The 15,126-nt window shown below is 68.5% G+C and carries 13 protein-coding genes; 8 read left to right on the forward strand and 5 right to left on the reverse strand.

Annotated features, from left to right (window positions below):
- Positions 1-2 precede the first annotated feature (2 nt).
- The 3 genes from C2U31_RS17725 to C2U31_RS17735 form a co-directional block, all read right to left on the reverse strand.
- A complete protein-coding gene (locus tag C2U31_RS17725; RefSeq protein ID WP_103273966.1) occupies positions 3-491 on the reverse strand; it encodes a GspH/FimT family pseudopilin in 489 nt (162 codons plus the stop codon).
- The gene (gene gspG, locus C2U31_RS17730; RefSeq protein ID WP_233772880.1) at positions 463-834 is read right to left on the reverse strand and encodes a type II secretion system major pseudopilin GspG; all 372 of its coding nucleotides are present in this window, start codon (positions 832-834) and stop codon (positions 463-465) included. Before gspG ends, C2U31_RS17725 begins: the two co-directional genes overlap by 29 nt.
- Positions 835-956: 122 nt before the next feature.
- Positions 957-1,394 (reverse strand): general secretion pathway protein GspC, encoded by a 438-nt coding sequence (locus C2U31_RS17735; RefSeq protein WP_103273968.1) that lies wholly within the window; start codon positions 1,392-1,394, stop codon positions 957-959.
- Positions 1,395-1,632: 238 nt separating this feature from the next.
- Here C2U31_RS17735 and C2U31_RS17740 point away from each other — a divergent pair, with 238 nt between their 5' ends.
- From C2U31_RS17740 to C2U31_RS17745, 3 genes are read left to right on the forward strand one after another with little or no spacing between them, the layout of a single operon-like run.
- Positions 1,633-3,645 carry a LamG-like jellyroll fold domain-containing protein gene (locus C2U31_RS17740; protein WP_103273969.1) on the forward strand — a complete coding sequence of 671 codons (2,013 nt, stop codon included), beginning with the start codon at positions 1,633-1,635 and terminating at the stop codon, positions 3,643-3,645.
- Between the two features lie 21 nt (positions 3,646-3,666).
- Positions 3,667-3,837, forward strand: coding sequence for a hypothetical protein (locus C2U31_RS30810; protein ID WP_199770843.1), 171 nt, complete (start codon positions 3,667-3,669; stop codon positions 3,835-3,837).
- A 38-nt stretch (positions 3,838-3,875) separates the two neighbouring features.
- Positions 3,876-6,083: a phosphocholine-specific phospholipase C gene (locus tag C2U31_RS17745; RefSeq protein WP_103273970.1), complete on the forward strand. Its 2,208-nt coding sequence runs from the start codon at positions 3,876-3,878 to the stop codon at positions 6,081-6,083.
- Positions 6,084-6,155: 72 nt separating this feature from the next.
- On the opposite strand, the gene C2U31_RS17750 is transcribed toward C2U31_RS17745, so the two are convergent.
- On the reverse strand, positions 6,156-7,058 hold the full coding sequence (locus tag C2U31_RS17750) for a LysR family transcriptional regulator (RefSeq protein ID WP_103273971.1): 903 nt from the start codon (positions 7,056-7,058) through the stop codon (positions 6,156-6,158).
- A 212-nt stretch (positions 7,059-7,270) separates the two neighbouring features.
- Between C2U31_RS17750 and ggt the strand changes: the two genes are divergently transcribed.
- The 5 genes from ggt to C2U31_RS17775 all read left to right on the forward strand — a co-directional run bounded on the left by ggt (position 7,271) and on the right by C2U31_RS17775 (position 14,340).
- A complete protein-coding gene (gene ggt / locus C2U31_RS17755) occupies positions 7,271-8,899 on the forward strand; it encodes a gamma-glutamyltransferase (protein WP_103273972.1) in 1,629 nt (542 codons plus the stop codon).
- A 64-nt stretch (positions 8,900-8,963) separates the two neighbouring features.
- Complete coding sequence (locus tag C2U31_RS17760) at positions 8,964-10,475, forward strand: ABC transporter substrate-binding protein (RefSeq protein WP_103273973.1); 1,512 nt, start codon at positions 8,964-8,966, stop codon at positions 10,473-10,475.
- 159 nt (positions 10,476-10,634) lie between these two features.
- Complete coding sequence (locus C2U31_RS17765; RefSeq protein ID WP_103273974.1) at positions 10,635-11,579, forward strand: ABC transporter permease; 945 nt, start codon at positions 10,635-10,637, stop codon at positions 11,577-11,579.
- The gene (locus tag C2U31_RS17770; RefSeq protein WP_103273975.1) at positions 11,576-12,454 is read left to right on the forward strand and encodes an ABC transporter permease; all 879 of its coding nucleotides are present in this window, start codon (positions 11,576-11,578) and stop codon (positions 12,452-12,454) included. Before C2U31_RS17765 ends, C2U31_RS17770 begins: the two co-directional genes overlap by 4 nt.
- 14 nt (positions 12,455-12,468) lie before the next feature.
- Positions 12,469-14,340 (forward strand): dipeptide ABC transporter ATP-binding protein, encoded by a 1,872-nt coding sequence (locus C2U31_RS17775; RefSeq protein WP_103273976.1) that lies wholly within the window; start codon positions 12,469-12,471, stop codon positions 14,338-14,340.
- Between the two features lie 3 nt (positions 14,341-14,343).
- On the opposite strand, the gene C2U31_RS17780 is transcribed toward C2U31_RS17775, so the two are convergent.
- Positions 14,344-15,120, reverse strand: a complete 777-nt coding sequence (locus C2U31_RS17780) for a helix-turn-helix domain-containing protein (protein ID WP_103273977.1) — start codon at positions 15,118-15,120, stop codon at positions 14,344-14,346.
- Positions 15,121-15,126: the final 6 nt, after the last annotated feature.

The following is a 15,126-nucleotide window of genomic DNA, read 5'->3' on the forward strand; positions in this document are numbered from 1 at the left end:
CGTCAGCGGACTTCATAGCGGCCGGCGGCGTCGCGCAGCAGCGTCACGCTGGCTTCGCCCGCGCGCAGATGCAGGACGAGCGGATCGGCGACCCACTCGGTGTTGAAGACCAGCGGCCGGGACGGATCGAGCCGGATGTCCACGGACCCGGCGCTCCAGCGCGCCGGGCGCAGGATCGGATCGCGTTCCAGTCTGTCGGCGGGCGCGGCGGCATGCGTGGACGCGGCCGGCTCGTCGGCGCGGCCGGGCCGCTCGAAGGACCAGCCCTGCGCGTCGGCCAGCCAGCGGATGGGGCGGCCGTCGCTGCGGGCCTCGCCCTGGGCCACCGCGAAGGCGTCGGCCAGGCGCTGGGCGTCGGCGCGCAGCCGGTTGTCGCCCCGGCCCACGGACAGGCTGACCAGGCTGGCGGCAATGGCGACGATCACCAGCGCGACCAGCACCTCGACGAGCGTGAAGCCGCGCTCAGAGTTCCCAGGAGCCGATGTCGGCATCGCCGCCTTCTCCGCCCGGCTTGTTGTCGGCGCCGAACGAGAACACGTCGATGTCGCCCTTCACGCCGGGGCTCAGGTATTGATAGGGATGGCCCCAGGGATCGTTGGGCAGCTTGTCCAGATAGCCGCGCCAGTTGGCCGCGCCCTCGGGTTTCTCGACCAGCGCGCGCAGGCCCTGGGTCGTGGTCGGATAGCGGCCGTTGTCGAGCCGGTAGAGCTTGAGCGCCTGCATGATGCCGGCGATGTCCTGGCGCGCGGCGACCTGCCGGGCCTGGTCGGGCCGGTCCAGCACGCGGGGCACGATCAGGGCCGCCAGGATGCCCATGATGACGATGACCACCATGATCTCGATCAGGGTGAACCCCCGCTGGCGGGCTAGCCCGCGCGCTGACTGACGCACTTTACAACTCCGGTCTGAATTCGAAGACGGGAATTGTGGACATGAAATATGACAGCAATATGTGGTCAACGCGCCGGCGTGATCGCGGCGGGCGCTGGAGGCATGAGGGGCGCGGGCAGGCGGCTGCTGCGCCCGCCTTGCTCGACGATCACGGCGCCGGCCTCGATGCCGCGCAGCGCGATGCCGGGCGCGATCTCGTCGCCCAGCCGCCAGGCCGACGGCGGGCCGCCGTCCACGCTGAGCACGGCCGCGCCGTCATTGCCGGCGATCACGCCCAGCACGCTGATCTGCGTGCGCAGCGCCTCGTCCTTGCCGAACCATAGCGCCACCGGGCCATTGTCAGGCGCGCGTGGCGCGGCGGGGGCCAGCGCGGGCGGCATGGCGGCGGGACGCGGCGCGAACAGCGTCGCGCCCCACAGGCCGATGCCGCCGGCGGCGGCCAGCATGGCGAGCACGCGCAGCAGGGAAGGAGCGGAGGGCAGGGCGGGGCGCAAGGACAGCATGGCGGGTGCGGCGCGGCAAGGCGCGAGCGTGTGGCGATGCGCGCGACTATAGCGGGTCTTGATGACAGGGCCGCGTCCTGGCCGTGAACGACAGCGGCGCGCTTGGGATCTTCGAGGCTTGAAGCAAAAAATCCTGATCCGTCGATCAGCGAATCTTCCTTACCCTTAACTGACCTTTCACCTTGGGGCCGCACCATGTCGGCCATCACATCAGTGTGCTGTCACAAGGGAAAGAACCATGCAATTGAAGAACTGGAAGCGATGGAGCGTCGCGCTAGCGATGCTGGGATCGCTTGCCGCCTGCGGCGGAGACAATGGCGATGACGAGGCCGCGCCCGTCGCGCCGCCGCCGACCAAGCCCGATCCGGTCGCGGCCACCAAGGTGCTGTTCGTCGGCGTCGATGGCGCGACCTATGACGCCTGGCATCGCGGCGTGGCCGACAAGTCGCTGCCGGGCCTGGCCCAGCTGACGCTGTCGCGCGCCTGGACCGGCGGCGTGAACGGCGCGCCGACGCAGCAGCCCACGCTGCCGGCGCCGGGTTGGGCCACGCTGCTGACTGGCCAATGGGCCGACCAGCATGGCGTGCGCGCCGACACGGCGGGCCAGGTCATCAAGAGCGCGACGCTGTTCGCGCGCCTGAAGCAGGCCAAGCCGGCGCTGCGCAGCGCGGCGGCGTTCAATTCCACGGACGTGGCGGGCCTGTTCGCCGCCGACGGCAAGGCCGGCAACCTGCTGAGCCTGAGCGACTGCGCCGGCGCCGACGACTGTGTCGCCTCGCAGGCGCGCGACCGCATCAATGAAGGCTATGACGTGGTCGTGGCTCAGTTCGGCGGGCCGGCGCGCGTGGCGGCCGAGTCCGGCTTCGGCGCCGGCTACGACGCCGAGTTGCGCAAGACCGACGCGGCCGTGGCGGCGCTGCTCAAGCAGATCGCCGAGCGTCGCGCGCAGAACCCGAAGGAAAACTGGCTGCTGGTCGCCACCAGCGCCTATGGCCTGGGCGGCTCGGGCCGGCCGGGCGCCGTCGACAGCACGCCGGTGTCGCAGAACAAGACCGTGCCGCTGGCGATGAACATCGCCATGCTGGGCGGCCGCGCCGACGATGCCTCCTATGACGGCCGCTGGGACTCGGGCTGGTACGACCTGCCGAGCGCGGCGGATGTCGCGCCCACGGTGCTGGGCTACCTGGGCGCCTTGCCCGCCGCCGATAAGAACGACCTGGCGGGTTCGACCCTGTCGGGCGCCGCTTCGGTGCGTCGCACATCGGTGCGCACGTCCATGGACAACAAGCGCGTAGCGTTGAGCTGGGTGCGCCTGGGCGATGCCTCTGGCGAAATCACGATCACCCGCGACGGCGCCAAGATCGCGACGCTGCCCGCGACGGCGACGCAGTACGAGGACAGCGGCTTCACCTTCACCGAGGAAGGCACGCATGTGCTCAATTACGGCATCACCCTGGGCGGCGTGACCAGCGCGCTGCGCGCCACGGTGGTGTACGTCAAGCCGCCGCAGCTGCTGGCCTCGCTGCGCACCGGCCTGACCATGTACTTCCCGTTCGAGGGCGATCTCGCCGACAAGGCGGTTGGCGGCGGCTCCATCGTGCCGTTCGACGGCGTGCAGGCGCCCGTCTTCAAGAGCCCGGGCGTGTTCGGCAAGACCTTCCAGAACGAGCGCAGCGGCGATCCCGTGGGCGCGTTCAAGTGGCAATACCCGGCCGGGCTGCTGACCTCCACGCAGGTCTTCACCATTGGTTTCTGGTACCAGTCCGATGGCACCGCCAACGACCGCTCGATCCTGGGCAACAAGGACTACAACTCCGGCGGCAACCCCGGCATCACCATCGCCCAGTGGTCCGGTCCGGAGCTGCGCTTCAACCTGGCCGGCGGCGGCTCCCGCGTGGACGTCCAGAGTCCCGGCATGAAGTTCACGCCGAACAAGCCCGTCTATATCGCCATGGTGATCGACAAGCCGGCCAAGACCATGACCGCCTATGTGTATGACAGCGAGCTGGGCTTTTCCAAGCGCTCGGTCGCCACGGGCGCGGTCAACTTCGCCCAGATCGCCGGCAGCTACGGTCCCTTCCTGGGGCTGAACGAGGACGGCACCGGCAAGTACGGCGTGTGCTGCGCCGGCACCAAGGGCCCCTACACCATGTATTTCGACGACCTGGCCTTCTGGTCGCGCGCGCTGACCGAGGATGAGGTCAAGTCGCTGGCGCTGTCCGGCAAGTCGATGTTCGAACTGTTCCCCTGATGTTCCAAGGATAAAGAAAGCATGAACCTCCCTCTGATCCTGCGCCATGCCCTGCGCCTGGGCGCGGCGCTGACGCTGAGCGTGTCGCTGGCCGCCTGCGGCAGCGACAAGGACGACGACAAGGCCGATCCGGGCAACCCGCCCGTGACGCCGCAGCCGCCGGCCAAGCCCGAACTGCGTTGCGCGCCCTGAGCCGCGCCCAGCCCAATACCGCGAAAGGAAAGAAATCCGTGAAGTCCGATAAAGACCTGGTCCATGCCGGCAAGCGCCGCTTCCTGCGCAACGCCGCCGCCTCGACCGCGGGCCTGACCGCCATGTCGATGTTCCCGCCGGCCATCCGGCGCGCGCTGGCGATTCCGGCGAACAACCGCACCGGCACCATCAACGACGTCGAGCACGTGGTCATCCTGATGCAGGAGAACCGCTCGTTCGACATGTACTTTGGCACCTACAAGGGCGTGCGCGGCTTCGGCGACCGCATCACCATCCCGCTGCCGCAGAACCGCAGCGTCTGGGAACAGCACAATGGCACCCGCGTGGTCATGCCGTACCACCTGGACAGCAAGCAGGGCAATGCCCAGCGCGTGTCCGGCACGCCGCACGACTACATGGACGCGCAGCAGGCCTGGGACGGCGGCCGCATGTACCAATGGCCGCGCTACAAGCAGAACCAGTCGATGGGCTACTACGAGCAGCAGGAGGTGGAGTTCCAGTACGCGCTGGCCGAAGCCTTCACGCTGTGCGATGCCTATCACTGTTCCACGCATGGTGGCACCAATACCAACCGCCTGTTCCACTGGACCGGCACCAATGACCCGCTGGCGATGAGCAACGGCCCGTCGACCCGCAACCAGTGGGACAGCATGGGCGCGTCCAGCACCGGCTGGAGCTGGAAGACCTATCCCGAGCGCCTGCAGGAAAACGGCGTGACCTGGAAGGTCTACCAGAACCTGCCGGACAACTTCACCGACAACCCGCTGGCCGGCTTCAAGCAGTTCCGCCGCGCCAACGAGCTGGCGGGCAACAATCCCAACGCCCCGTGGTCGCCGTCGGTGGACGCGGCCAATCCGCTGTACAAGGGCGTGGCCAACACCATGCCGGACGGCGGCTTCCTGAAGGCGCTGCGCGACGATGCGCTCAACGGCACGCTGCCGCAGGTGTCCTGGATCGTGGCGCCGGCCAACTACTCCGAGCACCCCGGCCCGTCGAGCCCGGTGCAGGGCGCCTGGTACATCCAGGAGACGCTGGACGCGCTGACCGCGAATCCGGACGTCTGGAGCAAGACGGTGCTGTTGATCAACTTCGACGAGAACGACGGCTATTTCGACCATGTGCCGCCGCCCGCCGCGCCCTCGCTCGATACCGCCGACGGCACGCTGCCCGCCGGCGCCGTCAGCGGCGCGCTGGCCGGCGCGTCGACGGTCAATACCGATCTGGATCGTCACACCCGGCCCTCGCAGCAGGACCCGGCCGATCACCGCGTCTATGGCCCGGGCCCACGCGTGCCGATGTATGTGGTCTCGCCCTGGAGCCGCGGCGGCTGGGTCAACTCGCAGTCCTTCGACCACACCTCGGTGCTGCGCTTCCTGGAGGCGCGCTTCAAGATCAAGGAAGAGAACATCAGCCCGTGGCGCCGCGCGGTGCTGGGCGACCTGACCTCGGCCTTCAACTTCGTCACGCCCAACAATGAAACGCTGCCGGACCTGAAGCTGCTGACGCGCGCCGGCGCCGATCAGTTGCGCACGGACCAGCAGGCCCTGCCGCAGGTCACGGTGCCCGATCCCAGCGTGCAGGCCAAGCCGCAGCAGCGCACCGGCGTGCGCTACTCGCGCGCCTTGCCCTACGAGCAGCACGTCAGCTGCCGCGCGCAAGCGGGTGCTTCCGCCGTGGGCCTGGTGTTCGCCAACACGGCGGACTTTCCCAAGATGTCGGTGCCGGCCTCGGTGTTCCATGTCTATGACAAGCTGCATCTGGACCGCATCCCGCGCCGCTATACGGTGGAACCCGGCAAGCAGCTCGAGGGCCGCTGGGATGCCGCCGCCGACGGCGGCAAGTACGATCTGTGGGTGATGGGCCACAACGGTTTCCTGCGGCATTTCGCTGGCGACCTGGCGCTGGCGCGCACGGCGCAGCTGGATGCCGAAATCCGCGTCTGCTACGACATCGCCAACGGCGATGTCTACGCCAAGTTCATGAACAATGGCGTCGCGCCGTGCACCTTCGTGGTCACGCCCAACGCCTACTACGTGAACCACGAGCGCTGGACGCTGACCGTGCCGGCGGGCGGGCAGGTGGAACAGGCCTGGCCGCTGGCCAACAGCAACGCCTGGTACGACTTCAGCGTCACGCTGAACGAAGATCCGGCCTATCTGCGCCGCTTCGCCGGCCGTGTGGAAACCGGCAGGCACGGCTCGTCCGATCCCGCGATGGGCACCTGAGTCCCGCCGCGCGCCCCGTCCAGGCGGACGCGGGCGCGCGGTCCATGGGACCGTGGGCCGGCGTGTCCGGCCTCAGCGCGCGGCTTGCGCCGCGCGCGCCTCGAAGGCCGCGTGGCAGGCCGCGCAAATCGCCGCGGTGATGCCCTGGCGCGCATGCTCGCGCCGTTCCAGCATGCCGATCGCGCGCGCCGAGGGCCCCAGGTCGGCCGGCAGCGGCAGGATGCGCAACTGCGGACTCTGTTGCCAGTTCGAGCCATTGATCAGCGGCAGCAACGTCACGCCGACTTCCTGGCGCACCAGCTCGATCAGGGTCTCGATCGCGTTCAATTCCAGGAATTCATTCAGCGGCACGGCCAGGCGGCGCAGCAGGCGGTCGATCTGCAGTCCCGTGCGCTGGGTGCGGTCGAAACGCAGGAATGGATTGTTGGCCAGCACCTGGCGCGCGTCCTTGCCGGGCGCGCCGGGCGGGGCGATCACCACCAGCTCTTCTTCATACAGCGGCGTCCAGCGGGTGCTGGCCATCTTGCGGCCGGCCTCGACCAGGAAGGCGGCATCCAGGTCGCCGTCCTCGACGCGGCCGGCCAGCTCGCTGGCCTTGCCCGACAGCACGCGCACGTCCAGCTTCGGATGCGCCTTCTTCAGGCCCGACACCACCTTGGACAGCGTGCCCATGCAGGACACGATGCTGCCCACCGACACCGAGCCGGCCAGCTCGCCCGGCGCGGTGCGAGGCAGGCGCAGGCGGTCGTACATGTCCAGCAGCTGCCTGGCTTCGGGCAGCAGCTCGCGGCCGGCGGCGTTGAGGATGGCCAGCCGGCCGCTGCGGTCGAACAGCTCGCGGCCCAGTTCGGTTTCCAGGGAGCGCATCTGGAAGCTGACGGCGGCCTGGGTGAGGGCGACCTGCTCGGCTGCTTCGGAGAAGGAGCCGTGATGCGCCACCGCCAGGAAAGTGCGCAGGAAACGGATGGTGCTCATGGCGTCTTCTAAGGGTTAATACGGTGTTGCCGCCGCCGTGGCGTGGGTGGTCGCGGGCTGCTCGCGGCGCGTCGGGAAGGCGGGGAAAATAGATCTTCGATTCACAAAATTTTCTTTTATGACCGAAAAAAAAATCAAATTGATTTAATCAAATCCCAAGAGTAATGTCATCCGGTTCAACATAACGAATCCCATCCGCAGAGACCCGAGACATGAAAGCCTTCGACTGGAGCAATCCCTATCCCTCCGTCCGCATTCCGCTGTTCGCCCGCAACGTGGTGTCCACCTCGCACCCGCTGGCGGCGCAGGCCGGATTGCGCATGCTGCTCAAGGGCGGCAACGCCGTGGACGCGGCCATCGCCGCCGCGGCCGCCATCGTGCTGGTCGAGCCGGTTTCCTGCGGCCTGGGCGGCGACTGCTTCGCCATCGTCTGGGACGGCCAGCAGCTGCATGGCCTGAATTCCTCCGGCGTGGCCCCGGCCGCCTGGAACGTCGAATACTTCAAGCGCAAGCATGGCGTCGGCCCGAACGGGCTGGCGGTGCAGCCCAAGCGCGGCTGGGACTCGGTCACGGTGCCGGGCGTGGTGGCGGGCTGGGCCGCGCTGCATGAAAAGCTGGGCAAGCTGCCGTTCGAGCAACTGTTCGAGCCGGCCATCGAGATCGCCGAGCGCGGCTACGCCGTGCCGCCGGTGGTGGCGCACAAGTGGGCCGCCGCCGCCAATGAGCTGAGCGCGCAGCCCGGCTACGCCCAGGCCTTCATGCCCGAGGGCCGCGCGCCCAAGGTGGGCGAGCATTTCCGCTTCCCCGACGCCGCCTACACGCTGCGCCGCATCGCCGCGACCAAGGGCCGCGACTTCTACGAAGGCGAGCTGGCCGAGCGCATCGCCGCCTTCAGCAAGGAATGCGGCGGCGCCATGACGCTGGAAGACCTGCGCGGCTACCGGCCGGAATGGGTCAAGCCGATTTCCCGGTCCTATCGCGGCTACGAGCTGCACGAAATCCCGCCGAACGGGCAGGGCATCGCCGCGCTGATCGCGCTGGGCATCGTCGAGCGCTTCGACATGGCCTCGATGCCGGTGGATTCGGTGCAGTCGCAGCACGTGCAGATCGAAGCCATGAAGCTGGCCTTCGCCGACCTGTACAAGTACGTGGCCGACCCGCGCTCGATGGAAGTCACGCCCGAGCAGATGCTGTCGGACGCCTACCTGGACAGCCGCGCCAAGCTGATTCGCCTGGACCGCGCCACGCATTTCGAGGCGGGCCGTCCGCATGCCGGCGGCACCGTCTACCTGACCGCCGCCGACGAGAACGGCATGATGATCTCGTTCATCCAGTCCAACTACATGGGCTTCGGTTCGGGCGTGGTGGTGCCGGGCACCGGCATCAGCCTGCAGAACCGGGGCGTGGGCTTCTCGATGGATCCGAAGTCGGCCAACGTGGTCGAGGGCGGCAAGCGTCCGTTCCACACCATCATCCCGGGTTTCCTGACGCGCGGCGGCAAGCCGGTCATGAGCTTCGGCGTGATGGGCGGCGACATGCAGCCGCAAGGCCACCTGCAGACCGTGGTGCGCATGATCGACTACCACCAGCAACCGCAGGCCGCCTGCTGCGCGCCGCGCTGGAAGGTCAACCGCGATTTCACGCTGGACATCGAGACCAACATGGCCGGCGCCACCGTCACCGGCCTGAAGGACCTGGGGCATCCTTTGAAGTCGGTGCAGGATCCGTACATGGACTTCGGCGCCGGCCAGTTCATCTGGCGCATGTCCGAGAACGACAACGAGCTGGGCTACGTGGCCGCCAGCGACAGCCGCCGCGACGGCCAGGCCGTGGGTTTCTGACGGCCGTCAGCCGGACCCGGGGACACCGGGCCGGCGCATTGCACATACAAGGGGAAATACCACGATGAAACGCTTTGCCTTGACCTTCGGCGCCGGCCTCCTGGCGCTGGGCGCCTGCGCCGCCAGCGCGCAGAACCTGCGCATCGGCCTGCAGGAGGATCCGGACGTGCTGGATCCGCACCGCGCCCGCACCTATGTGGGCCGCATCGTCTTCACCTCGCTGTGCGACAAGCTCATCGACATCGATCCCAAACTGCATTTCGTGCCGCAGCTGGCCACCTCGTGGACGTTCAGCGAAGACAACAAGACGCTGACCTTCAAGCTGCGCGAGGACGCGCTGTTCCATGATGGCAGCAAGTTCGACGCCGCCGCCGCCAAGGCCAACCTGGACCGCGCCATGACCCTGCCGGACAGCCTGCGCAGGGGCGAGCTGGGCTCGGTGGCCAAGGTCGAGGCGCCGGACGCCGCCACGCTGGTGCTGACGCTCAAGCAGCCCGACGCGACGCTGCTGGCCCAGCTGTCCGACCGCGCCGGCATGATGCTGTCGCCCAAGACCTTCGGCGACGACGTGGCCGCCGTGGGCCGCAAGCCGGTCTGCTCCGGCCCGTACAAGTTCGTCGAACGCATCCAGAACGACCGCATCGTGCTGGACAAGTTCGACCAGTATTACGACGCCAAGGACTACGCCTTCAAGCGCCTGACCTTCCTGCCGATCCCGGACACCACCGTGCGCCTGTCCAACCTGCGCGCCGGCGACCTGGACCTGCTCGAGCGCCTGAACCCGTCCGACGTGCCCCAGGTCAAGACCGACGCCAGCCTGACCTTCGCGCCAGTGGCGGGCCTGGGCTTCCAGCAGTTCATGTTCAACGTGGCCAACGGCAAGCGCGCCGAGGACAATCCGTTCAAGAACAAGCTGGTGCGCCAGGCCTTCCAGTACGCGATTGACCGCAACGCCATCAACGAAGTGGCCGGCGGCGGCATCTTCGAGCCGGCGCAGCAGCCGTTCCCGCCCGCCAGTCCCTATCACAGCGACAAGTTCCCGCCGACCCAGCGCGACGTGGCCAAGGCCCGCGCGCTGCTCAAGCAGGCGGGCTTCGAGCGCGTGAAGGCCGAAGTCATGTTCGGCAACAACACCACCACCTCGTCGGTCGCCGAGATGGTGCAGGCCATGGCGTCCGAGGCCGGTTTCGACCTGTCGCTGCGCCCGACCGAGTACGCCGCGCTGCAAAAGGAATCGGCCGGCGGCAATTTCCAGGTGGTGATGCTGGGTTGGTCCGGCCGCGTCGATCCGGACGGCAACATCCACGCTTTCGTCACCTGCAAGGGCGCGCTGAACGACGGTCACTACTGCAACGCGGAAGTCGACAAGCTGCTCAACGAGGCCCGCACCGTGCCGGACGAGGCCAAGCGCCGCGCCATCTACGACCAGGCCCAGGCCATCATCCAGGACGAGCTGCCGGGCGTGTACAACTACTACCAGCCCTGGCCCTTCGCGCTGGCCAGGAAGGTCAAGGGTTTCGTGCCCTATCCGGACGGCATGATCCGCCTGAAGGGCGTGACCTTCGCGCAGAAGTAGGGGGCGTCGCGATCCCTGTCTTGATGATGTAGCGGGTGGCGGCCAGGCGCCGCCGCCCGTTCCGGCGCCGTCCCTGGCGCCGGCCGCTGTTCCCGGCGGACGCGCGCCAGGCTGTCGCGGCCCGGTTCCGTCCGCCGTCTTGCCCTTACGGTTTTTCCCATGCTCAAACTCATATTGCGCCGCGTGCTGGTTGCGATCCCGACACTGATACTGGTGTCGATGATCGTGTTCATGTTGCAGAAGATCCTGCCCGGCGATCCCGTACTGACCCTGGCCGGCGAGGAGCGCGACCCGGCCGTGCTCGATTACCTGCGCGACAAATACCGGCTCAACGACCCGCTGCCCATGCAGTACGCGGCCTGGGCCGGCCAGGTGCTGCAGGGCGACCTGGGCAAGTCGCTGCGCACCGACGTGCCCGTCACCACGCTGATCGGCCAGAAGCTGCCGGTCACGCTGCAACTGGCGGCCATGGCCATGCTCTTCGCGCTGCTGGTCGGCATTCCGATGGGCATCGTGGCCGCGGTGCGCAAGGGCAAGCCCGTCGAGATGGGCGCCAACATCGCGGCGCTGTCGGGCATGTCCATTCCCAACTTCTGGCTGGGCATCATCCTCATCATGGTGGTGTCGGTGCAGTGGAAGCTGCTGCCGGCCTCGGGCTATGTGTCGCCGGCCGAGGATTTCTGGCTGTCGATCAAGACCATGCTGATGCCGGCGCTGGTGCTGTCCACGGCCATCGCCGCCTACCTGATGCGGCACACGCGCTCGGCCATGCTGGAAGCGCTGTCGGCCGACTACGTGCGCACGGCCCGCGCCAAGGGCGTGCCGGCGCGCAGCGTGGTGCTGCGGCACGCGCTGCGCAACGCGCTCATGCCCATCGTCACGCTGGTGACGCTGCTGTTCGGCGAGCTGCTGGCCGGCGCCGTGCTGACCGAGCAGGTCTTCACCATCCCGGGCTTCGGCAAGCTGGTGGTGGATGCCGTGTTCACGCGCGACTACGCCGTGGTGCAGGGCGTGGTGCTGTGCGTGGCGGTGGGCTTCATCCTGATGAACCTGCTGGCCGACATCCTGTACATCCTGGTCAATCCCCGCCTGAGGCACGCATGAGCGCCATTTCCGCAAATCCCGCCGCCGCCGCGCCGCCGCGCAGCCGCAACCGCGCCTGGGGCAAGTTCAAGCGCAATCACATCGCCATGCTGGGCCTGGCCATCGTGCTGTTCTTCGTGGCGCTGGCCCTGCTGGCGCCGCTGGTGGCCAACCACGATCCCTTCCAGACCAGCTTCACCACCATCCGCAAGGCGCCGTCGGCGCAATACTGGCTGGGCACGGACGAGCTGGGCCGCGACATCTTCAGCCGCATGGTCTATGGCGCGCGCGCCTCGCTCATGGCCGGCCTGGTGTCGGTGCTGATCGCGCTGGCCGTGGGCGTGCCGTTCGGCCTGGCCGCCGGCTATTTCGGCGGCTGGACCGACAGCTGCATCTCGCGCGCCACCGAGGCGCTGCTGGCCATTCCCTTCCTGATCCTGGCGATCGCGCTGGCCGCCTTCCTGGGGCCCAGCCTGATGAACGCCATGATCGCCATCGGCGTGTCGGCCGCGCCCAAGTTCATCCGCCTGACGCGCGGGCAGGTGCTGGCGGTCAAGAGCGAGGACTATGTGCAGAGCGCCCGCGCGCTGGGCGCGTCGGACCTGCGCATCATCGCGCGCCACGTGTTCCCCAACGTCATGCCGCCGCTGATCGTGCAGGCCACCATCACCATCGCCACGGCCATCATCGCCGAGGCCAGCCTGTCGTTCCTGGGCCTGGGCCTGCAGCCGCCGAACCCGTCCTGGGGCTCGATGCTGAACACCGCCAAGAACTTCATGACCCAGGCGCCGTGGATGTCGATCTTCCCCGGATCGGCCATCTTCCTGGTGGTGCTGGGCTTCAACCTGCTGGGCGACGGGCTGCGCGACGCGCTGGATCCGCGCCAGGAAAAGTAATCATCATGGCAACAATGGATTCCAAACGCGTGGTCCAGGTCAATGACCTGACCGTGCGCTTCAAGACCCCGGACCGCGTCGTGGAAGCGGTGCGCAACGTGTCGTTCCATGTGGACCGGGGCGAGACGCTGGCCATCGTCGGCGAGTCGGGCTCGGGCAAGTCGGTGACGTCGCTGGCGCTGATGCGGCTGGTGGAGTACGGCGGCGGGCGCATCGTCAACGGCGGCATGCTGCTGCGCCGGCGCAGCGGCGAGGTGCTGGACCTGGTGGCGGCGTCCGACGCGACGCTGCAGCGCGTGCGCGGCGCCGACGTGGCAATGATCTTCCAGGAGCCGATGACCTCGTTGAACCCCAGCTTCACGGCCGGCAACCAGATCGCCGAGGCGCTGCGGCTGCACCAGGGCCTGGACGCGGCGGCGGCGCGCGCCGAGACGCTGCGCATGCTCGAACGCGTGCGCATCCCCGAGGCCCGCGCCATCCTGGACCGTTATCCGCACCAGCTGTCCGGCGGCATGCGCCAGCGCGTGATGATCGCCATGGCGCTGTCCTGCAAGCCGCAGCTGCTGATCGCCGACGAGCCCACCACCGCGCTGGACGTGACCATCCAGGCCCAGATCCTGCAGTTGATCCGGCAGCTGCAGGAGGAAATGGACATGGGCGTGATCTTCATCACGCACGACATGGGCGTGGTGGCCGAGGTGGCCGACCGGGTGCTGGTCATGTATCGCGGCGACAAGGTTGAGGAGGGCGGTTCGGACGCGGTCTTCGCCCGGCCGCAGCACGCCTACACGCGCGCGCTGCTGTCGGCGGTGCCGCGCCTGGGGGCCATGCACGGCACGGACGAGCCCGCGCCATTTCCGCTGCTGCGCGTGGACGACGCGGTCAAGGGCGCGCCGCAAGCGTCGGCTCCAGCCCCGGCCCCTGTCGCCCAGCCCTCGACCGTGCGGCGCGAGAACGGCCCGGTGCTGAAGGTGCGCGACCTTACCACCACTTTCGACATCACCGGCGGCATCCTGGGCCGGGTGCAGAAGCGCGTGCACGCGGTCGAGAAGGTCAGTTTCGACCTGTACCCCGGCGAGACGCTGTCGCTGGTGGGCGAGTCCGGCTGCGGCAAGACCACCACCGGCCGTTCGCTGCTGCAGCTGGTCAAGAGCCGGGCCGGCACCATTGAATTCGACGGCAAGAACATCGGCGCGCTGCGCGGCAGCGCCATGCAGACGCTGCGCCAGCACATCCAGTTCATCTTCCAGGACCCCTTCGCCTCGCTGGATCCGCGCATGACGGTCGGCTACTCCATCATGGAGCCGCTGCTGATCCACGGCGTGGCGCGCGGCAAGGCGGCCGAGGAGCGGGTGCGCTGGCTGATGGACAAGTGCGGCCTGCTGCCCGAGATGATCGACCGCTATCCGCACGAGTTCTCCGGCGGCCAGCGCCAGCGCATCTGCATCGCGCGCGCGCTGGCGCTGAACCCCAAGGTGGTGATCGCCGACGAATCGGTGTCGGCGCTGGACGTGTCGATCCAGGCGCAGATCGTGAACCTGCTGCTGGACCTGCAGCGCGAGCTGGGCGTGTCCTTCCTGTTCATCTCGCATGACATGGCGGTGGTCGAGCGCGTCAGCCATCGCGTGGCGGTGATGTACCTGGGCCAGATCGTCGAGATCGGCCCGCGCCGCGCGATCTTCGAGAACCCGCAGCATCCGTACACGAAGAAGCTGATGGCGGCCGTGCCGATCGCCGATCCCGCGCGCCGCCACCGCGAGCGCTCATTGCTGGTGGACGAGATTCCCAGCCCGATGCGCAAGCTGGGCGACGATCCGCTGGTCCAGCCGCTGGCGCAGGTGGGCGAGGGGCACTACGTGGCGCGGCACCCTATCGGGGTGTACTGAGCGCTATCCGATGTCGAGATAGGCGCTAGGCGTCGCGCCCAGGACGCGGCGGAACGCCGAGGCAAAGGCGCTGGGGCTGGCATAGCCCAGGTCCAGCGCCACGCGGGTCACGGACTGTCCCTGTGTCAGGCGCGCGATCGCCGCCTGCAGGCAGACCTGCTGCCGCCACGCGGCGAAGCTGGCGCCGGTCTGCGCGCGGAACAGCCGGGTGAAAGTGCGCCGGCTCATGCCGGCGTCGGCCGCCATCTCGTCCAGGCTCGCGCCGATCGAGGGCGCGGCGAACAGGCGCAGACAGGCGCGCGCCAGGCGCGGGTCTTCGGGCAGCGGCGCGTGCAGGTGCAGGCGCGGCATGGCCGCGATTTCCGCGATCAGCAGCGCCATCAGCTTGCCGTCGCGCCCCTCGACGTCGTACAGGGCTGGCAGGTCGACCGCCTGATCCAGCAGCAGGCGCAGCAAGGGCGACACCCCATGGACGCAGCAATGGTCCGGCAGGCGCGCGGCTTGCGCGGCAGGCGGGGCGATGAAGGCGTTGAGCATCGTGACCGGCCCGTTCATCGTCATCTCATGCGCCATGTCCGCCGGCAGCCAGCAGGCCCGTTGCGGCGGCACCAGCCAGCGGCCTTGCGGCGTCGCCACGCTGATGGCGCCGCGCGAGGCATAGGCGAACTGGCCGCGCAGATGCGTGTGCGCGGGAAAGGTCGAGCCGGCGGGATAGTCGTTGGCGGTGACGACCACGCTGCGCGGCAGGTGTTCGTAGGGATCGAGCAGGGTATTGCGCATGGCCCG

The organism is Achromobacter sp. AONIH1, assembly GCF_002902905.1.
Classification (GTDB): domain Bacteria; phylum Pseudomonadota; class Gammaproteobacteria; order Burkholderiales; family Burkholderiaceae_B; genus Achromobacter.